Raw genomic sequence first — 21,542 nt, forward strand, 5'->3', positions numbered from 1 at the left:
TTATGATAAACAACTATTTGCACTGCAAGTTTATGCAAAAGAATGTTGTTTACAAGTAAAAAGGCTACTTAATTGGTGGATATAATAATACAGGAATACTTTTCGTACCGAATTTGTAACAATTATTATATAATGTTCTAAACCATTCAAATTATTCCAAGTCTTTGGTTTTGGTATAGCTAATACCCTATATTTACGGTAACCAATTACTAAAACGAAAAACAATGACTTCCAGACGCTCATTCCTCAAGACTTCGGCTCTATTATCGGCCGGACTTTTAGCAGCACCCCATTTATTTGCATATGACAAAAAACTTATAGGCCTGCAATTATATACCGTACGCGATGCTATGGCAAAAGATCCCGCTGCAGCGTTGGCCAAAGTAGCCAAATTAGGTTTTAACTCTGTTGAGGGTGCTACGTACACCGGCACCGAATTATTTTATGGCATGAATGCCAAAGGCTTTTCAAGTCTGTTAAACCAGGAAGGCCTCATTATGCCAAGTGCACATTATCGCCTTGGCGAAGAACAGGTTAATGGCGCATCGCAAATGGGCACAATTTTAAACGATTGGAAAAAAGCCGTTGATGATGCTGCCGCGGTAGGTGTTAAATACATGGTATGTGCTTATTTATCGCAGGCTGAGCGCGGAAACCTGGAACATTACAAAACTGTTGCCGGTATGCTGGACGTTGCCGGCCAAACCTGCAAGCAGGCAGGGATACAACTTTGCTATCATAACCACGATTTTGAATTTATACAGGAAGATGGCAAATACCCTTACGAAACACTATTGGCCAATACTGACCCAGACCTGGTAAAAATGGAAATGGACTTGTACTGGATTACCAAAGCCGGCCAGGACCCCATTGCATTATTCAATAAATATCCGGGCCGCTTCCCGCTGCTGCATATGAAGGATATGGACAAAACACCAGAAAAGAAATTCACCGAAGTAGGTAATGGTATTATCGACTTTAAAAAGATCCTGGCACAATCAAAAAAAGCAGGCATGAAATACTTTTTTGTGGAGCAGGATGTATGCCCAGGCGATCCGTTTGATAGCATTGCGCAAAGTATCTCTTATATCAAAAAGAACCTGGTATAAAAATTTTGTTACAAGCATTAAATACAGGCCATCACTCCCAAACAAAGTGATGGCTTTTTTATTTTTATTCTATCCGGGTTAAATCGTATGTACTTAAAATAACGTACATGATAAAAATAGATATCACCATGATAAAATACTTGTTGGTTATACTGGCAGCATCGTTCCTGTTCTCGTGCGCGGCGCAGGCTCAAAGCGGTAAAGAATTATTAACCGGCGATGCCATGCCGGCCTTCTCCCTGACCGATCAAAACGGCAAAGAGTTTAAAACTGCCGACTATACAGGCAAAAAAGTACTGGTAATTTATTTTTATCCCAAGGATGAAAGTATGGTTTGCACCAAAGAGGCCTGCGCTTTTCGCGATAGCTTTGACCAGTTTACCAAAGCCGGCGCTATGGTAATAGGCATAAACGGCGGTACGGTTGCCAGCCATAAAGCCTTTGCAGATCATTATAAATTACCATTTACTTTGCTGAGCGATCCCGGCAATAAGGCTTACAATATGTTTGGCATCCACAAAAAGTTTTTCATGACGGGCAGAAAAACATTTGTTATTGACCTGAAAGGCAAAATAGTTTATGTACACGAAGCCATGATGCAGGGTAAGGAACATGCCGATGACGCGCTTCAGTTTATAAAAGCAGCCAAAACCAAATAAGCTGCGCATCAATATCCAACCTCCTGTTTAGCATTATTTGTGTAAATATGCTGCCCTGCCTATGGTCTATTCTAAAAAGGCCTGTCACCCTGAGCTTGTCGAAGGGTCGCGTGCAGAGGCCCTTGCCCGCATGCTTCGACAGGCTCAGCAGGACAGCCCTTTTTTAAAACATTATTTCCACCTCCAGAGTCCCTGTATTTCACAACTACCAAAGGCGGATTGAACAATAAAAATAGCATCTTCGCATCAGAAGCCCAACCGCTTATTTCATAAAAAAGCCGCATGATCCGTTTTATAATCTGTATCTTATTATTACTGATATCATTATTTACTGTTTTAAAAGCATTTGAGTATCATATATGGATGCTGGCCATTATCGCCACAGAATTTTGCTGGATATTTATCATAATTACGACAATAGCTTTGTTATCTGGCTTTTACAACTCAAAATATCAGCTTGCGGGCACCATTGGCGGCATCATCGCTTTGGTGTTATTTATTGTGCCGATAGTTAGCGCCTATAATATAGCTGGCAGTTTAAAACAAAACTTCCAGGCAGCATTCGGACCAGGCAGCACCATTATTAACGGCGATAGTAATGAGCCTCCCTATAGTTTCTGGAATATGTTTAAGAGCAATAAGGAGGTTATATGCAAAGCTATCGCTTATCATATTTCGGCCGGGTTAAGCTTAACTATGGATTACTTTCCATCTCAAAAAGCCGGTAACAAACCATGCATTATCATAGTACACGGAGGCTCCTGGAATAAAGGCGATAACAAACAACTGCCGGAGTTGAACAGCTACCTGGCCACAGCTGGTTATAACGTGGCCGCTATAACTTATCGCCTTGCACCAAAATATCAAAGTCCGGCGCCTGTCGAAGATGTTCGGGCAGCGATAGCCTACCTGCGCGGGCATGCTGATGAATTAAATATTGATACTGATAACTTTGTTTTACTGGGCCGCTCGGCCGGGGCGCAGATAGCTTTACTGGCTGCTTATACCCTGCATGAGCCTGGTGTAAAAGCAGTAATTGATTATTATGGCCCTGCAGATATGATTTGGGGATATTCCATAGCGACAAGCCCGCTGGTGATGGATTCGCGGAAGGTGATGCGTGACTATATTGGCGGGAGCTATCAGCAGGTACCTGATAAATTTGCAGCTTGTTCGCCGCTTGAATTTGTGAGCCGGCAATCGATACCTACTTTAATTATCCATGGGGATAACGATATACTTGTATCGCCCGAGCATAGCCGCAGACTGAATTTAAAACTTGAACAAAACGGGATAAAGCATTTTTTGCTAAAACTGCCCTGGGCTACGCATGGCTTTGATTTTAACCTCAATGGCCCCGGAGGCCAGCTGGCCACCTATACGGTTGAACGCTTTTTAAATGTGGTAACCAAATAATATTGAACACATCTCAAACCACACAGAAAAGCGTGAGCGTTTGATGGGCATAGGAAGAAGCAAATTTACTCTGCTGTTAACTCCTGGCCCTGTGCTCCTTAAACCTGCTAAAAAATACGATAGCCAGGAGGCAAAGCACACAGCCGCAGATGCCGTTAAGGCGCAAACCATAATCATTCCCCGGGTCTTTTCCATACACGGTTAAAAACGCGAACAGGGCTATCCCCAGTGTTTGGCCTAATTTTACAAACAGGTATTTTACCGCAAAGAACATTCCTTCGCGGTTCTCACCCGTTCGTTCCGCATCGTCCTGCGCTATTTCGGCAAGTATGGCATTGGGCAATATACCCAGCGAAGCCAGCGGGAAAGATGCGCTTAATACCAGCATATAAATTTGAGCCGTTGGCGATAGCGGAAATTTTCCCAGGAAAAATATCGCCACAAAAATCACACTCAACAACCCAAACGAAAAAAGCACAATAGGTTTTTTACCTATTTTTTTCGACAGATAATTTACGAACGGATAAAATACCAGCGAAAACAATACCATTGAACCCATTAATATACCCCCCATAGACTCCGGAAGATTCAGCAATACCGTGAGGAAAAACAATAACCCGCTTGATATAATGCTTAATGACATATAGTAGGAGAAATCGGAGATGAGGTAGTATTTAAAATTACGGTTACTGAATGTTTTTTGAATAGCTGCCAGCAAAGGTAAATGCGTAGGCTTGCTGCTTGAATATTTTTTTTCATCAATTGCTAAAACCGGGATCAGCATAATGAGGCCGGCAAAAGCACATAAGCCCCAAATGGTATATTGAACCGCCGAGTCGCGATCTGTTACATGAAAAATGTGTTGTACCAGGTCGGCAAGGTTATTCACCATGGCCGATATAATAATCCCAATTACAAAGCCCACTTGTTGCAGGGATGAAAGTTTCACCTTTTCTGCCGCGGTTTCTGTAAGCTCGGGTAGTAAGGCATTATAAGGTATAATGTAGCTGGTGGCCGCCATAAAAAAGCAAACAAGCGTAAACGTTATCCAAGCGGCGTTGTGGATACTTTCGGCCCTTACCAGGGGGCAAAACGTTAAGGCGCAAAAAACAACAGCAGGTAATATTGTCCATTTCATGAATGGTATTCTACGCCCTTTGGGATTGGTGCTTTTATCGCTCAATGAGGCAATGAATGGATCAAAAACCGCATCAACAAACCTGCCCGAAGCCGCTATGATTGACATGACGTTAAGAACACCAAATACCAGCAATTGCGGTACCAGCGGAATTAACCCCGAACTGGACGGTGGCAGGTAGAAGTAGGGGAGCATCACAATAATTATATTGGTCATGGTACTCCAGCCTATCATTCCACAGGCGTAAGCGAGCTGTTTTGAAAGAGGAAGTTTAGCAACCGGCATTGCCTGCAATATGCAAATATTAACTCAATAGCGGCAATAAAGTTAAATTATTCAAAACAGCATCAGCCATGATCCTTTACAACCCCGAATAATAATCATAACCCTGCTCGGCCCAGTAATCACGCGGGCGCTTATCGCTAAAGGAGATACTGCCCAAGCGCTTCAGGTTTTTGATGCCATATTTTACGGGAATTATAAGCCGTAGGGGCGCGCCGTGCTTTGGCTGCAAGGGCTTTTCGTTCATCTCATAGGCCAGCATTGTTTGTGGGTGCATGGCGCTGGGCATATCAATACCCACATAGTATTCTTTATCGGGCGTTTCCATACCCACATATTCCAGCCGGGTTTGATCATCCAGTTTAAAATGAGCAATAAAATCGCTGAATTTTACACCTCCCCAATGCGAGATCTGGTCCCAGCCCTCCACGCATTTAAAATCATAAATAATATCTGTTTTTGGTAAGGCCTTAATATCATCCAGGCTAATGTTCAGCACCTCGCCAGATTGTTTTTTTACCTGGAGTTTCCATGCCGCTATATCTATCTTTCCTTCCGATCCTATGTCACTGTTATGGCGTACATTTTTGGCAGCCATTTCTTTGGGATAGGTTTTTACAAGATGGTTATTGCTGAAAAAATTACGGAAGGCCAGTTCGGTTTTGTTTAATGCCCTGCGTAAAGGTTTGCGGGCTCCTGCGGTTATGCCTGCAACTTCGTCGGGCGAATTATACAGCCATTTCCAGCCACCATAAGCCACGCCGGATGCTATAAAAAAAGTACCGAACGAAATAAAATTCCGCCTCGTGATCTTTTGCTCAACCGTAAGCGGCTTTTTAGGGCCTTTATTTTTTTTACTGAATAGGTTTTTCATCGGTTGGGGTTGGGGTTTCAATAACGGGTTGAGGATCGGGTTCATTTACCACTTCAAATCCGGATATAACTGATCTGAAATTATTCCAGCCGGCAAGTACTACCTGTACTATGTGTATCAAAAAGAAAAACACATAGCCTATAGTTAGTGCGAAATGCAGGATGCGTGCAAAATGATAACCGCCACATATCCATGTTAAATAATAAAACTGAACCGGTTTATAAATGGCAAGGCCGGTTATTAATGAGCCAATGCCCATCACTATAATTGCAGTATAGGCAATGCGCTGGGCGGCGTTATATTTATTTTGAGGCGGCGCCATTTTTCTGATGTGCAGATCATGCAGCAACACCAGCCATGCCTCTTTAAATGATTTTTTTTGCGGAACAAGCTCCCGCCACTCGCCAGATATTATGGTGTACAGTATATATACCAGGCCATTAATGGCAAAAGCCCACATAAACAAAAAATGGAAGGCCATACCTTCGGCCAGGCGGTGGGGTATGTTAAAGGTTTTATAAAACCACTCCGGGAAAAACATAAAATACGTATGCCCGAACAGCCTTATTTTATACTCGTCATTAGCCCAGTAAATTAACATTCCACTCCATATCATAATGGTGAGTATCGGGAAGTTTACCCAATGCGTCCACCGCATGGCTAAAGGGTGTTTTTCTTTTATTACTTTCATTTAAAAAGTGGTTTTGGCTTGCAAAAATACCTGTAACCGGGTAAACTCCACCAGGTACAGGCTACATTAATATAAAACAAACAACAACCATATTATTTACTGGCGCTATTATTATCAAATGCTGATTTGGCCGCGGCCAAAATAGTGCCGTTGTCCGCGTTTTGCACAAAGCCGATTACTTCATAACCCTGGGTGCTAAAGCCCAGCGGCAGGGCAATAATAGCGGTACCCTTACCATCGGCACTTACTGGCTGGCTTTGTATAGTGCGCACAATTTGTACGTGTGATAGTGTTTTGCCACCATTTTCACCGCGTTGCACTTTGGTTTGCGCGGCCTTTTGCACAAGGGCCAACAGCAGGGTAGCATTCTTTTCTACTCCTTCGCTATGGTATTGTACAGTAACATGGTCCTTATCTTTTTGAGCATTAAGGGTTAGTTTACCCGCAGCATTTGTACGTAAGCCGACTGTAATAGCATTGCGTAAATTACCTTCTTCTGAGCCTACAAACTCTTTTTTCCCGTTAACTACAATCTGCGGCGTATAAACCGATTGCAGGTGTAGCCAGCTGGCATATTTGTTTTGTCTCTTTGAATAATCGGCACTGCTAAAAACATCTTTCCACCCCAGGCGGTTCCAGTAATCAACATGATAGGCAAGTATGTAAACCGGCTTATCGCTATCCTCTTTCTGGATGCGTGCAACCAGTTCATCTGCAGCAGGGCAACTTGAACAACCCTCTGAGGTGAACAGCTCTATGACAGCAAAACCGTTACTGGCAGTTTTAACTTCACTATTTTTATTAAGGCTTTTATGATTTATAAAAGCCGCTGATACCAAAACTGCAATGGCAAGGCTGGCAGTAAGGGCAAATATTTTAATTGATCTCATATTTTAATAATCTATGTACGTTTTAACGGCTTAGTCGGCTTGCATTAAATAACCTTACAATAAATTTATTTTTTTTTGCGAGGGGACGGCAATTCGGCGGGATAACTGTTTTAATAAATTATAACCAATAGGATATATGTAAATTTAGCATAATTCTATTGCTTTTTTCGCCACAAAAAAACCTGCATTTTATTGTAAGGATTTACCAACGTTAGCGACTAATGGAATTAAAACACACTATGAACATACCATTCAATGGCTACTGAAAATCAATTATTAGATCCACGGCATTGGGTTAAGGCGCATGCAGATTACCTGTACGGTTACGCGCTGCCACGCTTAAATGATGAAGAACAGGCTAAAGACCTTGTGCAGGAAACATTTTTAGCGGCCCTTGAAAGAAAAGATAAGTTTGAAGGAAAAAGCTCTGAACGTACCTGGCTCACCGCTATCCTTAAAAACAAAATAATTGATGTGTACCGCAAAAAATCATCGGGCCTAAAAATGGCCGACGTTAAAGAGGCCGAAGATGAACAGCAGGATTTTTTTGATGCCGATAACGGGCATTGGAACAAGGCTCATTATCCCCAGCCTTTTGGTATTGAAGATCATGACCCATTGGCCGGTAAGGAGTTTAACCAGATACTTCAAAAATGCCTTCAAAAACTACCTGCTTTATGGATGGCTGTTTTTACAATGAAGCACATTGATGATGCGGCTACAGATATCATCTGCAACGATCTGAAGGTTACACAGGCCAACTTTTGGGTAATTATACACCGGGCCAAATTAAACCTGAGGGCATGTCTTCAAAGGAACTGGATTTAAAGAAATTTATATGAGCCCACTAAAAAACATCATTTACAACTGCAGGCAAGCTACTTTTTTGATAGAGAAAAAACAGCTCCAAAAATTAGGGTTTCGCGAAACTATAGAGTTGAGGATACACCTTGCAGGTTGTTCAATATGTATATTATATAATCAGCAAAGCCGCGTTATCCACGAAATGGTAAAGCAGCTTTTTCTCGACTCTATGAAAACATCGGGCACAAGGCTTGATGATGACTTTAAACAGGAACTACAGGAACGCATAGATGCCGAGTTAAATAAAAAATAAAATACTTTGTAAGGCTTACCCAAACTGCCCGACTAAGGTTGAAATGTTAATATAAAACCAACATGAAAACTAAAAATCAAAGTATGAAAACAATTATTTCAGGCGCATTGGCAGCAACCGTACTTGCTGTTTGTTTAACTCTTAATGTACAGGCTAAATCTTTATCTCCTGTTTTATCAAACGGATCAACTACAGCAATCAGCGATACCGGCAAAATGGCTAAAGATAAAATGAAGATGGCCAAAATGGAAAAGAAAAAAATGGCCAAAATGGACAATGATAAGATGAAGATGGATAAGAAGATGGACAAAAAGAAAATGACTAAAGATACTGCAAGTAAAATGTAGGTTGTTTTTGTTTTTCGATCGTTGGAGGGAGGTGATGCTCCCTCTTTTTTTTTAATTCCAATTATTTAAACAACTCAAATGAAAAAGTATTTATTTATTATGGTGCTGGCTTTTGCCGGCCTGCAGCTTTCGGCGCAAACCGGGCTTAAAAAAGGCGATGATGCTCCGGCTTTTAACGCGATAGATAATTCAGGCAAATCAGTCGACCTGAAAACATTACTAAAAGCCCACAAATCGGTAGTGCTGTTTTTTTACAGGGGCGAGTGGTGCCCTTATTGCAATAAGCATATCCGACAGTTACAGGATTCATTGCAGCTGCTTAGCGCAAAAGGGGCTTATGTAATTGCTGTAACACCCGAAACCAAAGAGAACATTAGCAAAACCATTCAAAAAACCCGCGCATCGTTTTCTATTGTTCAGGATAAAGGATACAGCATCATGAAGGATTATAAAGTTAACTATACTTTGGACGATGCCACAGTTGAAAAATACAAAAGCTTTGGCCTCGATCTTAATAAAAGCAACGGCAATACCGATCATGTACTACCCGTACCAGCAACTTATGTTATTAATCAGTCGGGCAAGATCGCTTTCGTGCACTTTAATAAGGATTATACCAGGCGTGCATCTGTAAATGATATCATGCAGGTGCTTTAATAGTATTATACCCCTAAATAATGGCAAGTAATTGCAACAGATCAGGTTCATATGGGCCTGATTTTTTTGTGTTGTTTTAAAGCAGGCTTGTTATATTTACCATTACTATGAAAAAGCTGTTATTACTCGTTTTACTGTATAGCACTGCTGCTTCGGCGCAGGAAAAATTGACCCCCACTCAAAAGTTCAGCATTACAGGGCAGGTAACAAAAGAGTCGGTGATTACTATTGATTCTATTTTGCAGTATAAAGTACAGGACATTGGCGAAATGAACGTGACTAACCATCTGGGTGAGTTTAAGCACAAGGACGCTCAATTAAAAGGTGTTTTGCTGAAAGATATTTTAAGCCATACCACATTTAAAACCACCAGCCCCAAATTGTTGAGTCAGTTTTATTTTGTTTGCCAGGGTGCCGATGGCTATAAAGTAGTTTACTCATGGAACGAATTATTCAATACCGAAGTGGGCACCCATGTTTTTATCCTTACAGAGAAAAATGGCATTAAAGCCGATAAAATGCCCGAAAGCCTGCAAATGAGCTCGGCTGCTGATTTTAAAACCGGTCGCAGGTATTTGCACAACCTGGATAAAATAATTGTAAAACAGGCCGAATAGGTTACCATGTTTAAACAGTTTAACCATTCCAATTACCACGCCATTTGCGATGAGCTTGCCTTAGCTGATACCGATTTGGCTGTAATTATCAATACCTATGGCTATCCACCGCTATGGTCAAGGCCAAACACGTTTGAAACCCTGGTGCACATCATCCTGGAGCAACAGGTATCGCTGGCGTCAGCGTTATCTGCATTAAATAAACTGCGGGAGCGGGTTCAGGAAATAACCCCGGCCAGGGTATTGTTATTAACCGACGAAGAGTTTAAAGCCTGCTATTTCAGTCGACAAAAAACCGCCTATACCAAATATTTAGCAGAGGCTATGATCAGCGGGCAAATCAACCTCCAAGAACTGGAGCAACTGCCTGACGAAATTGTTCGGGCCAAACTTATTGCCCTCAAAGGCATCGGTAACTGGACGGCCGATGTGTATTTGATGTTTGTATTACAGCATGCCGATATTTTCCCCATCGGCGATCTGGCAGCGGTAAATGCTTTGAAAAGAGTGAAATTGCTACCTAAAGATATTTCAAAAGAAGAAATGATTGCGATAACCGAACAATGGGCACCTTATAAAACTATTGCAAGTATGCTGTTATGGCATTGGTATTTGTCGGCACCGAGGAATAACTAAAATAAACGGCGAAAGACTTACGAAGTTTTTAAAACTTCGTAAGTCTGGGATTCTACGGCTTGTCATGGATAGGTCCTACCTATGACGTATTTACTAAAAACGCTTTTGTCATCCTGAGGAACGAAGGATCTACTCTCCGCTATGCTTCTTTGACCTTTACAGTCTGCGAATAGATCCTTCGTTCCTCAGGATGACAAACTTTTCCAACGTCATTTTCCTTTCAGTGTCACCCGGATAGTAAAACTCGCAATGACATCACTTATAATACCCTATAGCAAGCTATACGTTAAACAACCCGTTCCGCTCCTGTTCCTGGTAGTTTTGTACCGTTTCAATGGCGTTATCAACTACATCGCTTAAAGCGGTAATGAAAGTACCGGGTTTGGCAAGGCTCATGGCATGCTTTATGGCATCAATCTCTTTTGGCACTACTTCTATAGGCTTATCCGGATTAACTGATTTAATCCCTTCTATAAGCAAGTTCAAAATATTTTCTGCAGTACGCCCGCGCAGGTGTTTTTCCTGGCGAAGGATGATATAATCAAACATTTCGGCAGATATTTTTCCAAGCTCGCGGATATCATCATCGCGCCTGTCGCCGGTACCTGCTATAATACCTATTTTCAATGGCGAATCGATATGCCTTAAAAACTCTCTGATACCATTATATCCGTCAGGGTTGTGGGCAAAATCAATCATGAAACGAAAATCCCTAAACTCGAAAATATTCATTCGGCCCGGTGTTTGCGCTGCAGATGGAATAAAGGTTTCCAATGAGGTTTTAATGTCCTCCGTTTTAAAGCCCCATAAAAACGTAGCCAAAGTTGCCGCCAGCACATTTTCAATCATAAAAGGAACCGTACCGCCAAAGGTTAACGGGATAAGGATAGTACGTTGTACCCTTATCTTCCAGTCGCCTTTTTGTATGGTGATAAACCCGTTTTCGCATATTGCAGCGATACCACCCTTACGGCAATGCGATTTAATGATCGGGTTATTCTCGTTCCTGCTAAAATAAGCAATGTTACAATCTGCCTTATTGCCTATGCGTACACAATATTCGTTATCAGCATTTAAAACGCCCCAGCCATCTTTTTTAACCGAGTTGAGCACTACACTTTTTACCCTAGCCAAATCATCAAGCGTATGAATATCAGAAAGGCCCAGGTGATCTTCCTGAATATTGGTTACTACACCAATATCGCAAAAACCAAAGCCTAAGCCCGAGCGCAGGATGCCGCCGCGGGCGGTTTCCAATACTGCAAAATCAACAGTAGGGTCTTTCAAAATAAACTCAGAGCTTACCGGGCCGGTAGTATCACCCTTTAGCATCATGGTATTTTGCACATAAATACCGTCAGATGTAGTAAAACCAACCCTATGCCCATTATTTTTAACAATGTGCGCAATTAAACGGGTAGTAGTAGTTTTACCATTGGTACCTGTAACGGCGATAATGGGAATCCTTGCCGATTTACCCGTTGGATAAAGCATATCAAGCACATGCCCGGCAACGTTACGTGGTAAGCCCTCGCTGGGTGCAATATGCATGCGGAAACCAGGGGCCGCGTTAACCTCCAATACTACGCCTCCATTTTCGGTAAGGGGCTCATGAAGATTTTCGGCCATGATATCAATACCGCAGATATCCAGGCCAATTATTTTCGAGATCCTTTCGCAAATAAAAATATTCTGCGGGTGTACATGGTCGGTAACATCAACAGATGTGCCGCCGGTGCTCAGGTTGGCGGTTGATTTTACAAATACCTTTTCGCCCTTAGCCGGTATGGTATCCAGGGTATAACCCTTCTTTTCCAGCAGGTCAATCGTATCCCGGTCAATACCAATCAGCGTAAGCACATTTTCATGTCCATAACCGCGGCGTGGGTCGGTATTTTCCTTGTCAATAAGTTGCTGTATGGTTAATATTCCATCACCTTTAACATGGGCCGGATCGCGCAGGGCGGCGGCTACCATTTTATTATCAATTACCAGTACCCTAAAATCATAGCCGGTAACAAAACGCTCAACAATAACTTTATGTGATATTTTGGCAGCATGCTCATAAGCATCCATTGCCTCGGCTTCTGTTCGGATATTGATAGAAATCCCCCTCCCATGATTACCATTCAGGGGTTTAAATACCAACGGGAAACCCACCTTGCGGATTGCCTCGGCCACTCCCTCTGCCGATGAAATGGTAATGCCTTTGGCAACAGGAATGGCCTGTTCCTGTAGCATGCGTTTGGTTTCATCTTTATTGCTGGCAATGTCAACCGCAATACTGCTGGTTTTCTCGGTCATGGTAGCGCGAAAACGCACCTGGTTTTTACCATAGCCTAACTGCACCAATGACTGGTTGTTAAGCCTGATCCAGGGAATATCCCTTGCTATCGCTTCTTCAACAATTGATCCTGTACTTGGCCCTAAACGGGTATGTTCGCGAATCTCGCGCATTTCCTGGATATCGGAGTCGAGGTCATACAAATCGCCATTGATCAAAGCCTGGGCAATGCGCACTGCCGATTCAGCTGCAAATACGCCTACTTTTTCTTCAAGATAGGCAAATACTACATTGTATACCCCTTTGGTTTTAGTTTCGCGGGTACGGCCAAAGCCGGTATCCATGCCCGCCAGGGTTTGTATTTCAAGTGCGATATGCTCTATAACGTGGCCCATCCAGGTGCCAGCAATAACTCGCTGAAAAAAACCTCCCGGTACACCCGGCGAGCAGCGGTGAGTATATAATGATGGCAGTAAGCTTTCCAGGCGTTCATAAAAACCGTCAATTTCGTTAGATGGCTTGTGCTCCATCTCTTGCAGGTCAAGCCGCATTTGTATTAATTTTTTGCGACGAATGCTCCAGATGTTCGGTCCGCGCAGTACTTGTATATTCTCGATCTTCATACGTATGTTACGAAATTTTTAAACGGCTTTTTTTCTTTAAAACTATAAAACTTAATAGGGTATTTAAAATTTTTAAAGGTAAAAAGGCATTATTTGTTTATAACAGACTGTGTTTTTGATGCATTTTATCGTAATTTGTATTGTAAAATCAGTTGATTAGTTGAATTAAGGTGATTTAGTGCATGTTTATCTGATAAATAATTAGAAATTTTAGGTAGCTCAATCAACTTTGTCAACCCAATCAGCTTTAACAACCAAATTAAAAAAAGCATGATTGTCCCGAAAGGAAAACTAATAATTATAGGTGGCGCGGTTGATATGGGGAGTAACGTAACCATACAGGAACACATTTTACAGCCAGATTATATTAAATTTTTTGAACAGGGCATTTTACGGCGGATTATTACCGAGTCTGCTAAGCACGAAGGTTCGTTGGTTGAAGTTATTACCACCGCCTCCCAAATTCCAGAGCTGGTGGGCGATGAGTACATAAAGGCATTTGGGCAGCTAAATGTTACCAATGTTAATGTACTACACATAAAAAGCCGTGAGGATGCGGCAAATAAAAATTATCTTGAGCGCATCCGTAAGGCAGACGTAGTGATGTTTAGTGGCGGCGATCAGCTTAGGCTAACCGCTATTTTTGGTGGTACCGAATTTTTACAGATCCTGAAACAACGTTTCAGGAATGAAAATTTTGTAATAGCGGGCACATCGGCAGGGGCGGCAGCAGCCTCAACCCACATGATCTATCGCGGCCAAAGTAACGAAGCCCTCATTAAAGGCGAAGTACAGATTACCGCCGGGCTTGGCTTTATTGATTCTGTTATAGTTGACACCCATTTTGTACAGCGTGGCCGCATCGGCAGGCTTATGTACGCCGTAGCAACCAACCCGGGCATCCTGGGTATTGGCCTGGGCGAAGACGCGGGTTTATTGATTACAGAAGGTAACATGATGGAAGCTATAGGATCCGGACTTATTATTTTGGTTGATGGCAGAAACATTGTTGCCACCAATATATATGATGTGGAATTAGGCTCGCCGGTATCCATCGAAAATTTAAAGGTGCATGTCATGTCTATTTATGATAAATATGATCTTACACAACATCGTTTACTCATAAAAAAAGCGGTTAAGGTTGAAGACGGAGTTTTTATTCAGGCCCCCGATAGCGACCTTTTACAATAAATAACCTACTCCTCAGTTATAAAAAATGTTATCCTGACCTTGTTTCAGGATCTCACACGCTTGGTATAACCTTTAAGTTTACTTGTCCTGTGGGATGCTGAAATAAATTCGGCATGGCGAACTATATTTTTGAATCAATTTAAACAGTTCAAAATGAAGATCATTATTCATGGCGGTTTTTTCAGCGAATCGCAAACCAATCACGAGATAAAACAGGCCAAGCAACAAGCTTTAAAAGATATTGTGCAAGCCGGATACAGGTACCTGAAAAACCATACCGCCCTGCAAACGGCGGTTTATACAGTTTGCCTCCTGGAGGATTGCGAATTGTTTAATGCGGGTACGGGCTCACAAATACAAAGTGATGGTAAAATAAGGCTCAGCGCATCATTGATGGATGGCAAAACTCAAAAATTTTCTGGCGTGATCAATATTGAAGATGTAAAAAACCCTATTTGCATCGCCGATAAACTCATGGCCTATGATGATCGTGTTTTAAGCGGCAAAGGCGCAAAAGAGTTTGCTACAAATAATGGAGTTGCCTATTATAACCCCGAAACACCCCAGCGCCGCCATGAGTACGAAAAAAAATTAAGTGACTCTATCAGGCTGGGAACAGTAGGCTGTGTGGCGCTTGATGTTTACGGCAACCTGGCCGCGGCAACATCAACAGGAGGAAAGGGTTTTGAAATTCCGGGCAGGGTGAGTGATTCGGCAACTACAGCGGGTAATTATGCAAATACTTACGCCGGCATTTCATGTACCGGTGTTGGCGAGGATATTGTAAGCGGATCTGTAGCCTCAAAAATTGTTACCAGAATTACCGATGGCATGGCCATATCTGCAGCTACTGAGAAAACTTTGGATGAGTTGAAACCGTTTGACGGCTTTGCCGGGGTAATAGGAATATCAGCGGACGGTAAAATTTATCATGCCGATACACACCCATACATGGTGTGGGCCCTGCATGATGGGGACGTGGAGGTTTTTGAATAACAACATTATAGGCTTTTCTTGCGTTAAATGCAGGACAAACAAAATATTGCAACTATTTTACCCGGTTATAAGTATTGATTAGCTGGGTATTATGATTATATTTGTTTACTGATTAATTTATTAAACTCAGACAAGAAAAGTTAAATGAGATATTTTTTCCTTATTATCTTATGCTCAGTTAGCGTATCGGCGTCTGCGCAGTGGTGGCAAAAACCCATAAATTCTATAAATAACGTATTTAAAAAGCACGAACGTTTTCCGCTGCTTGCCGGGTTAAAGGATAATTCTGTAAGCAAGTTGCCTACAGCTAAAATTGCCAAACTTAAAATTACTTCAAACATTCTTGAGCGTGCTCCATATATGCTTTACATGCAAGAAATGTCGGTAATGAAAACGGCGCAGCATAATATGCGTTTTCGCGTTTACAACGCCGCCAGCTATAACTTTAGTGATCTGGCGCAGATGTATTTAAAGCAAAATCGCCTATCAGAAGCAAAATGGTATTTATTGCAAAGCCTCCAGATATCGCGCCAGCAAAACGATGACAGGCATACCATCACTAATTTAATAGGATTAGCTACCGTAAAGGCCGGTTATGGCGATTATACACAGGCGATGCAGGACCTTGATGAAGCCCGCGCCCTGGCTACTTCACATGGCCTTACTATGGATGTAACAGCCATAAACAAACAAGCACGCTACCTGCAGGATAATAAATCAAACCCTAAAGCCGAGATCCGTTACGCTGAAACCGACGATACCGATCAAAAAAAGGTAATAAAATAACTTTTTATGTAACAATAGCGTAAAATGCAGATGCATGTATACTACAAGCAAAACATTATCGTATAATTGTTATTGTTATTAGGAGACAGCGTTTTGACTGTCTCTTTTTTTTACATTAGCAATTATAAATTAGGCACAGATATTGATGTTTTACACAACCCCCGATTTAATTACAGTAAAAGATATGTTTAAGAAAGTATATTTATTTTTAATGCTTGCTACAGCACTTGCATGTAAAGCATCCCCCTCTAAGCCAATTAAAGTAAGTACAGCAGACCTGGTTCCCGATGAGCAGCAGGTCATAGTTTGCAAAAAAATTGCTGAGCTCATTACCAATTACAATTATAAAAAGGTTGAACTGAATGATTCTATATCAACAGTGATCTACAACCGTTATATAAAATCTCTGGATGAGAACCACAGCTATTTTTTAGCATCAGATATCAAGGACTTTGAAAAATATAAAACCGTGCTTGATGATGACATTAAAGCAGGCAACCTGAATGATGCTTTTTACATATTTAATGTTTTTCAAAAAAGATACATTGAGCATGTAAACTACTCACTGGCCCGTTTAAACAAAAGCTTTGATTTTGATAAAAAAGAAACCTTTGTTTACGATCGCGATAAACTGCCATGGCCTGCTTCGCAAACCGAAATGGATGACATGTGGGGACAACGGGTAAAATACGACCTGTTGAATTTGAAAATAGCCAACCCCGATATGGCTAAAAATAAAGAAACATTAAAAAAACGCTACACGAATTTATTGTCGCAAGCTGGCAAACTTTCAAACCAGGACGTTTTTCAATATTTCATGGATGCCTTTACCGAGACGATAGATCCGCATACCAATTACTTTAACCCATCAAACGCGGCTAATTTCAATATCGAAATGTCACGTCAGCTGGAAGGGATCGGCGCATCACTGTTGGTTGAAAATGAATATGTAACCATAAAATCTGTAGTACCAGGCGGCCCTGCCGATAAAAGCAAACAAATTTCTATTGACGACCGCATTGTTGGCGTTGCCCAGGGCAAAATCGGCGAATTTCAGAATGTTGTTGGCTGGAGAGTGGAAAACGCCATTGCCTTAATCCGTGGTACAAAAGGTACCGTGGTAAGGCTGGAGATATTACCTGCCGGAACAAGTGCCGGTGGTAAGCCAAAAGTGGTGGAAATGATACGCGAAAAGATCATTTTAAAAGACCAATCTGCAAAAAAGGAAATTCGTACCTACAACAACAATGGTAAAGCGGTAAAAATTGGTGTAATTTCTATCCCGGCTTTTTATATCGACTACAATGATTACAAAGCAGGTAACCCCAACTATAAGAGCACTACTCACGACGTAAAATTGTTATTGGATTCCCTTAAACAGGAAAACGTTGATGGCGTGGTGATTGATTTGCGCGAGAATGGCGGCGGTTCATTAATGGAAGCCATTGAACTTACCGGCTTATTTATAAAAAGCGGCCCGGTAGTACAGGTACGTGATACTAAAGACCAGGTTGATGTGGAGAAAGATGATGATCCATCAATCACTTACGCAGGCCCCTTAGGCATATTGGTTGATCGTTTCAGTGCATCCGCATCCGAAATTTTTTCGGGAGCGATACAGGATTATGGTCGCGGTATCATATTAGGTACGCAAACCTATGGTAAAGGATCTGTTCAAAACGCAATTGATCTGGATAGGATATTAGGTTCACCAATTAAGGATAAAATTAACCAGCTGGCAAACAGAGTATCTCCGGGTGCTAAAACAAGAGTATCAACAGGCAGCCAGAGCACTTATGGTCAGCTTAATTTAACTATAGCTAAGTTTTATCGCATTAGCGGTAGCTCGACCCAGCACAAAGGCGTAACGCCGGATATTCAGTTCCCATCATTAATTCCGTTGGATAAATATGGCGAGGATACAGAGCCATCGGCTATGCCTTTTGATGTTATTCAGAAAAGCGATTTCACCAAAGCAGGTGATTTTACTTCTGTGTTGCCCCAGTTAACAAAACTGCATGATCAGCGTATGGCTACCAGCGAAAGTTATAAATACATGCTGGAAGATATTGCTGATTTTAAAAAGCACGAAACTGAAAACAGTGTAACTTTAAACGAAGGCGAATTGAAAAAACAACGCGACGCTGATGAGCAAAAAGCTTTGGAGCGCAATAACCTTCGCCGTGTTGCCTTAGGTTTACCAGCCCTTAAAAAGGGAGATAAAAAACCTAAAGATGAAGACCTGGATTTTGTAAAACGTGAAGCAGGCCAGATCATGACTGACTACATCAGCTTAGGATCAAAGTTTACAAGTATCTCAACGCAATAACCCCCAGCCCCCTAAAGGGGAGTTTAAAAATATATTTTGAGCCGCCTGTTTTACAGGCGGCTTTTTTATTGGTGAATACTGCCGGTTAAGTATAAGCACAGCCTAAAACTTATTTGTACCCAAACGGTTTAAATATATACTATGGCTAAAAAACCGTTGCTTGAGTTTACCGACCGTGGAATTTACTGCTCACAGGGGATGTTTTACATCGACCCATGGAAACCGGTTGATGACGCCGTAATTACGCATGCGCATGCCGATCATGCCTACGTGGGGCATAAACGCTACCTGGCCCATCATTTATCAAGAGAGGTGTTGCGCTACCGTTTAGGTGAAATCACACTGGAAACCGTAGAATACGGCGAAACAGTGATGAAAAATGGAGTAGCTATATCTCTGTATCCTGCCGGCCATGTTATTGGCTCGGCACAAATCAGGGTGGAGTACAAAGGCGAGGTTTGGGTAGTATCCGGCGATTACAAAGTGGAGAACGACGGCATCTCCACACCATTTGAGCCGGTACAATGCCATCACTTTATATCTGAGTGTACCTTCGGGATGCCGGTTTACACCTGGAAACCGCAGGTGCAGATTTTTGAGGAAATCAACAACTGGTGGCGTGGTAACCTTCATAATGGCATAGCAACAGTTTTAGTTGGGTACTCTTTGGGCAAGGCCCAGCGCATATTACAAAATTTGGACTTGCTTAACGGCAAAGTATATACCCATAGCGTGATAGAAAACACCAACGAAGCCTTGCGTCGTAATGGGGTAATATTAAACCCAACGGAAAGGATAACCCAGGATTCAATAAAAGAAGATGTACGTAAGGGTTTGATCATAGCGCCGCCATCATCAGTAGGCTCACCCTGGATGCGTAAGTTTCAACCCTATAGCTTTGGGTATTGCTCTGGCTGGATGTCTATCCGCGGAGCCAAACGACGCCGGGCAGCAGACCGTGGGTTTGCACTATCAGATCACGCCGACTGGACCGGCCTCATCAGCGCCATTGATGCCACCGGCTGCGAAAGTGTGTACCTGACCCACGGATATACGGCCACATTCACACGGTATTTAAATGGGATAGGCTTTGATGCCCATGAGGTATATACCCTTTATGGCGGTGAAGAGGAGGAAGCATCCCCCCAACCCACTCCTTTGGAAACGACGCCTGAAAATCAGACCGATGAGGATTCCGCAGAGGTTTCAGGGAGGGTTGAATTATGAAAGCCTTTGCCCAGCTCTTCCTCTCCTTAGATGAAACCAACAAAACCAACGAAAAGGTGAGGGTTTTAAAAGACTATTTTATAGCTGTGCCCGATACCGATAAAATGCACATGCTGGCCTTGTTTACCGGTCGCAAACCCAAACGGCAGATCAACTCTACACTGGTACGCAACTGGGCTGTTGAGGTTTCAAACATACCCGCCTGGCTGTTTGAGGAAAGCTATCATGTGGTAGGCGATCTGGCCGAAACTATGACGTTATTAATGCCCCAAAGCGATATTGGAAGCAGTAAAAGCCTCACCGAATGGATTGCCGAGATAAATGCCCTCGCTGATAAAACCGAGGAGCAGAAAAAACTATGGCTCCTGGATTCATGGGCCATCCTGGATAGCCAGGAGCGTTTCGTATTTAATAAACTGCTTACCGGAAGCTTCCGGGTTGGGGTATCTCAAAACCTGGTGATCAAAGCATTGGCTGATATCTCGGGCTTGGAGGCCGCGGTGCTTACCCATCGGATTATGGGCAACTGGGTTCCTGAAACATACCAGTATGCACAGCTCATGGAGGAGCAGGACGCAGCAGAAAATATATCAAGGCCATATCCATTCTTCCTGGCCTACCCCATACAGGAAACCTCCGAAAAGCAAAAAGCCCCACAGGAGATTCACGCTGCGCTTGGTAATGCCGCAGACTGGCAAGCTGAGTGGAAATGGGATGGGATCCGAGCGCAAATGATAAAACGAGGTGGCGAGATCTTTATCTGGAGTCGTGGAGAAGACCTGGTTACGGAGAAATTCCCCGAACTGCATCCCTTTTTAAATGCCCTTCCCGATGGTACGGTGATTGATGGCGAGATCCTTAGTTTTCGAAATGGCTTGCCTATGCCCTTCAATGTACTGCAAACCCGCATCGGCAGAAAAAACCTGAGCAAGAAAATACTGGAAGAAAGCCCGGTTGCTGTAATTGCCTATGATTGTTTGGAGTTTAACAGTGAGGATATAAGGCCCAAACAGCAAAGTGCAAGGAGGGCTATTTTAGAAGAACTACAGGCTGCAACTTTGTTCCCCGAAGTATTCCGGATTTCGTCCCTGATACAGTTTGATAGCTGGGACCATTTGGGCCAGGCCAGGGAGCAATCACGTGCCATGATAGCCGAAGGGGTTATGATAAAGCGCAAAAGCGCGGCATACCAGGTTGGCCGCAGGCGGGGAGATTGGTGGAAATGGAAAATTGATCCCCTTACAGTTGATGCCGTGATGATCTATGCACAAAAAGGGCATGGCAGGCGTGCTGATTTATATACCGATTATACCTTTGCTGTTTGGGATGGTGATAAACTTGTTCCCTTTGCCAAGGCTTATTCCGGCTTAACGGATGTAGAGATCAATAAGGTTGATTATTTCATCAAGCGCAATACCATTGATAAGTTTGGCCCTGTACGGACCGTAAAACCCGAGTTGGTTTTTGAAATAGGCTTTGAGGGGATCAATAAGTCTACAAGGCATAAATCGGGCATCGCCCTGCGTTTCCCCCGCATTTTGCGCTGGCGGCATGATAAGCCTAAAGAAGAGGCAGATACGCTGGAAACCCTAAAGGCATTATTGGGCGACAGTACAGAATAAAAATTCAGATTACGGAAATTTTGTAATTACTTTGCCTGTAGAAAGCAATAA

Annotated in this window: 20 protein-coding genes; 15 read left to right on the forward strand and 5 right to left on the reverse strand. The window is 42.5% G+C overall.

From position 1 onward, the window contains the following. The first annotated feature begins 224 nt into the window (after positions 1–224). The 3 genes from AC1D0K_RS16920 (at position 225) to AC1D0K_RS16930 (ending at position 3,184) form a co-directional block, all read left to right on the forward strand. Entirely contained in the window at positions 225–1,109 is an 885-nt protein-coding gene (locus tag AC1D0K_RS16920) for a sugar phosphate isomerase/epimerase family protein (RefSeq protein ID WP_477391122.1), read from the forward strand. 107 nt (positions 1,110–1,216) lie between these two features. Beyond that, entirely contained in the window at positions 1,217–1,768 is a 552-nt protein-coding gene (locus AC1D0K_RS16925; RefSeq protein ID WP_477391124.1) for a peroxiredoxin, read from the forward strand. Positions 1,769–2,050: 282 nt separating this feature from the next. Beyond that, a complete protein-coding gene (locus AC1D0K_RS16930; protein WP_477391126.1) occupies positions 2,051–3,184 on the forward strand; it encodes an alpha/beta hydrolase fold domain-containing protein in 1,134 nt (377 codons plus the stop codon). Positions 3,185–3,260: 76 nt separating this feature from the next. Here AC1D0K_RS16930 and AC1D0K_RS16935 read toward each other — a convergent pair whose 3' ends face one another. The 4 genes from AC1D0K_RS16935 to AC1D0K_RS16950 form a co-directional block, all read right to left on the reverse strand. Further along, on the reverse strand, positions 3,261–4,607 hold the full coding sequence (locus tag AC1D0K_RS16935; protein ID WP_477391128.1) for an MFS transporter: 1,347 nt from the start codon (positions 4,605–4,607) through the stop codon (positions 3,261–3,263). A gap of 76 nt (positions 4,608–4,683) precedes the next feature. Beyond that, positions 4,684–5,478 carry a molybdopterin-dependent oxidoreductase gene (locus AC1D0K_RS16940; RefSeq protein ID WP_477391130.1) on the reverse strand — a complete coding sequence of 265 codons (795 nt, stop codon included), beginning with the start codon at positions 5,476–5,478 and terminating at the stop codon, positions 4,684–4,686. Beyond that, positions 5,459–6,169, reverse strand: a complete 711-nt coding sequence (locus AC1D0K_RS16945) for a cytochrome b/b6 domain-containing protein (RefSeq protein WP_477441248.1) — start codon at positions 6,167–6,169, stop codon at positions 5,459–5,461. The genes AC1D0K_RS16940 and AC1D0K_RS16945 overlap by 20 nt, the downstream gene beginning before the upstream one ends. Before the next feature lie 92 nt (positions 6,170–6,261). Beyond that, positions 6,262–7,059, reverse strand: coding sequence for a DUF1223 domain-containing protein (locus tag AC1D0K_RS16950; RefSeq protein ID WP_477391134.1), 798 nt, complete (start codon positions 7,057–7,059; stop codon positions 6,262–6,264). 255 nt (positions 7,060–7,314) lie between these two features. On the opposite strand from AC1D0K_RS16950, the gene AC1D0K_RS16955 reads away from it, so the two are divergent. The 6 genes from AC1D0K_RS16955 to AC1D0K_RS16980 all read left to right on the forward strand — a co-directional run bounded on the left by AC1D0K_RS16955 (position 7,315) and on the right by AC1D0K_RS16980 (position 10,433). Next, positions 7,315–7,887: a sigma-70 family RNA polymerase sigma factor gene (locus tag AC1D0K_RS16955; RefSeq protein ID WP_477391136.1), complete on the forward strand. Its 573-nt coding sequence runs from the start codon at positions 7,315–7,317 to the stop codon at positions 7,885–7,887. Positions 7,888–7,897: 10 nt separating this feature from the next. Further along, on the forward strand, positions 7,898–8,176 hold the full coding sequence (locus AC1D0K_RS16960) for a hypothetical protein (RefSeq protein ID WP_477391138.1): 279 nt from the start codon (positions 7,898–7,900) through the stop codon (positions 8,174–8,176). A gap of 83 nt (positions 8,177–8,259) precedes the next feature. Further along, entirely contained in the window at positions 8,260–8,523 is a 264-nt protein-coding gene (locus AC1D0K_RS16965; RefSeq protein ID WP_477391140.1) for a hypothetical protein, read from the forward strand. A gap of 78 nt (positions 8,524–8,601) precedes the next feature. Beyond that, positions 8,602–9,180, forward strand: a complete 579-nt coding sequence (locus tag AC1D0K_RS16970; protein WP_477391142.1) for a peroxiredoxin-like family protein — start codon at positions 8,602–8,604, stop codon at positions 9,178–9,180. 107 nt (positions 9,181–9,287) lie between these two features. Next, complete coding sequence (locus AC1D0K_RS16975; RefSeq protein WP_477391144.1) at positions 9,288–9,797, forward strand: molybdopterin-binding protein; 510 nt, start codon at positions 9,288–9,290, stop codon at positions 9,795–9,797. A 6-nt stretch (positions 9,798–9,803) separates the two neighbouring features. Then, positions 9,804–10,433, forward strand: coding sequence for a DNA-3-methyladenine glycosylase family protein (locus AC1D0K_RS16980; protein ID WP_477391146.1), 630 nt, complete (start codon positions 9,804–9,806; stop codon positions 10,431–10,433). A 279-nt stretch (positions 10,434–10,712) separates the two neighbouring features. On the opposite strand, the gene cphA is transcribed toward AC1D0K_RS16980, so the two are convergent. Then, positions 10,713–13,340, reverse strand: a complete 2,628-nt coding sequence (cphA, locus tag AC1D0K_RS16985) for a cyanophycin synthetase (protein ID WP_477391148.1) — start codon at positions 13,338–13,340, stop codon at positions 10,713–10,715. Between the two features lie 270 nt (positions 13,341–13,610). On the opposite strand from cphA, the gene AC1D0K_RS16990 reads away from it, so the two are divergent. The 6 genes from AC1D0K_RS16990 to AC1D0K_RS17015 all read left to right on the forward strand — a co-directional run bounded on the left by AC1D0K_RS16990 (position 13,611) and on the right by AC1D0K_RS17015 (position 21,491). Continuing rightward, positions 13,611–14,531, forward strand: a complete 921-nt coding sequence (locus AC1D0K_RS16990) for a cyanophycinase (protein ID WP_477391150.1) — start codon at positions 13,611–13,613, stop codon at positions 14,529–14,531. A gap of 153 nt (positions 14,532–14,684) precedes the next feature. Then, positions 14,685–15,527 carry an isoaspartyl peptidase/L-asparaginase gene (locus AC1D0K_RS16995; protein WP_477391152.1) on the forward strand — a complete coding sequence of 281 codons (843 nt, stop codon included), beginning with the start codon at positions 14,685–14,687 and terminating at the stop codon, positions 15,525–15,527. A 144-nt stretch (positions 15,528–15,671) separates the two neighbouring features. Further along, complete coding sequence (locus AC1D0K_RS17000) at positions 15,672–16,313, forward strand: hypothetical protein (RefSeq protein ID WP_477391154.1); 642 nt, start codon at positions 15,672–15,674, stop codon at positions 16,311–16,313. 184 nt (positions 16,314–16,497) lie between these two features. Then, the gene (locus AC1D0K_RS17005; protein WP_477391156.1) at positions 16,498–18,642 is read left to right on the forward strand and encodes a carboxy terminal-processing peptidase; all 2,145 of its coding nucleotides are present in this window, start codon (positions 16,498–16,500) and stop codon (positions 18,640–18,642) included. Positions 18,643–18,783: 141 nt separating this feature from the next. Further along, entirely contained in the window at positions 18,784–19,869 is a 1,086-nt protein-coding gene (locus AC1D0K_RS17010; protein WP_477391158.1) for a ligase-associated DNA damage response exonuclease, read from the forward strand. Continuing rightward, positions 19,866–21,491 carry an ATP-dependent DNA ligase gene (locus tag AC1D0K_RS17015; protein ID WP_477391160.1) on the forward strand — a complete coding sequence of 542 codons (1,626 nt, stop codon included), beginning with the start codon at positions 19,866–19,868 and terminating at the stop codon, positions 21,489–21,491. The genes AC1D0K_RS17010 and AC1D0K_RS17015 overlap by 4 nt, the downstream gene beginning before the upstream one ends. The last annotated feature ends 51 nt before the right edge of the window (positions 21,492–21,542 follow it).

This window comes from Mucilaginibacter sp. P1_A3 (assembly GCF_056406855.1).

Bases quoted from the DNA above. Each gene is read 5' to 3' on its own strand.
- AC1D0K_RS16920 (WP_477391122.1), top strand. From the start codon at position 225: ATGACTTCCAGACGCTCATTCCTCAAGACTTCGGCTCTATTATCGGCC.
- AC1D0K_RS16925 (WP_477391124.1), top strand. From the start codon at position 1,217: ATGATAAAAATAGATATCACCATGATAAAATACTTGTTGGTTATACTG.
- AC1D0K_RS16930 (WP_477391126.1), top strand. From the start codon at position 2,051: ATGATCCGTTTTATAATCTGTATCTTATTATTACTGATATCATTATTT.
- AC1D0K_RS16935 (WP_477391128.1), bottom strand. From the start codon at position 4,607: ATGCCGGTTGCTAAACTTCCTCTTTCAAAACAGCTCGCTTACGCCTGT.
- AC1D0K_RS16940 (WP_477391130.1), bottom strand. From the start codon at position 5,478: ATGAAAAACCTATTCAGTAAAAAAAATAAAGGCCCTAAAAAGCCGCTT.
- AC1D0K_RS16945 (WP_477441248.1), bottom strand. From the start codon at position 6,169: ATGAAAGTAATAAAAGAAAAACACCCTTTAGCCATGCGGTGGACGCAT.
- AC1D0K_RS16950 (WP_477391134.1), bottom strand. From the start codon at position 7,059: ATGAGATCAATTAAAATATTTGCCCTTACTGCCAGCCTTGCCATTGCA.
- AC1D0K_RS16955 (WP_477391136.1), top strand. From the start codon at position 7,315: ATGGCTACTGAAAATCAATTATTAGATCCACGGCATTGGGTTAAGGCG.
- AC1D0K_RS16960 (WP_477391138.1), top strand. From the start codon at position 7,898: ATGAGCCCACTAAAAAACATCATTTACAACTGCAGGCAAGCTACTTTT.
- AC1D0K_RS16965 (WP_477391140.1), top strand. From the start codon at position 8,260: ATGAAAACAATTATTTCAGGCGCATTGGCAGCAACCGTACTTGCTGTT.
- AC1D0K_RS16970 (WP_477391142.1), top strand. From the start codon at position 8,602: ATGAAAAAGTATTTATTTATTATGGTGCTGGCTTTTGCCGGCCTGCAG.
- AC1D0K_RS16975 (WP_477391144.1), top strand. From the start codon at position 9,288: ATGAAAAAGCTGTTATTACTCGTTTTACTGTATAGCACTGCTGCTTCG.
- AC1D0K_RS16980 (WP_477391146.1), top strand. From the start codon at position 9,804: ATGTTTAAACAGTTTAACCATTCCAATTACCACGCCATTTGCGATGAG.
- cphA (WP_477391148.1), bottom strand. From the start codon at position 13,340: ATGAAGATCGAGAATATACAAGTACTGCGCGGACCGAACATCTGGAGC.
- AC1D0K_RS16990 (WP_477391150.1), top strand. From the start codon at position 13,611: ATGATTGTCCCGAAAGGAAAACTAATAATTATAGGTGGCGCGGTTGAT.
- AC1D0K_RS16995 (WP_477391152.1), top strand. From the start codon at position 14,685: ATGAAGATCATTATTCATGGCGGTTTTTTCAGCGAATCGCAAACCAAT.
- AC1D0K_RS17000 (WP_477391154.1), top strand. From the start codon at position 15,672: ATGAGATATTTTTTCCTTATTATCTTATGCTCAGTTAGCGTATCGGCG.
- AC1D0K_RS17005 (WP_477391156.1), top strand. From the start codon at position 16,498: ATGTTTAAGAAAGTATATTTATTTTTAATGCTTGCTACAGCACTTGCA.
- AC1D0K_RS17010 (WP_477391158.1), top strand. From the start codon at position 18,784: ATGGCTAAAAAACCGTTGCTTGAGTTTACCGACCGTGGAATTTACTGC.
- AC1D0K_RS17015 (WP_477391160.1), top strand. From the start codon at position 19,866: ATGAAAGCCTTTGCCCAGCTCTTCCTCTCCTTAGATGAAACCAACAAA.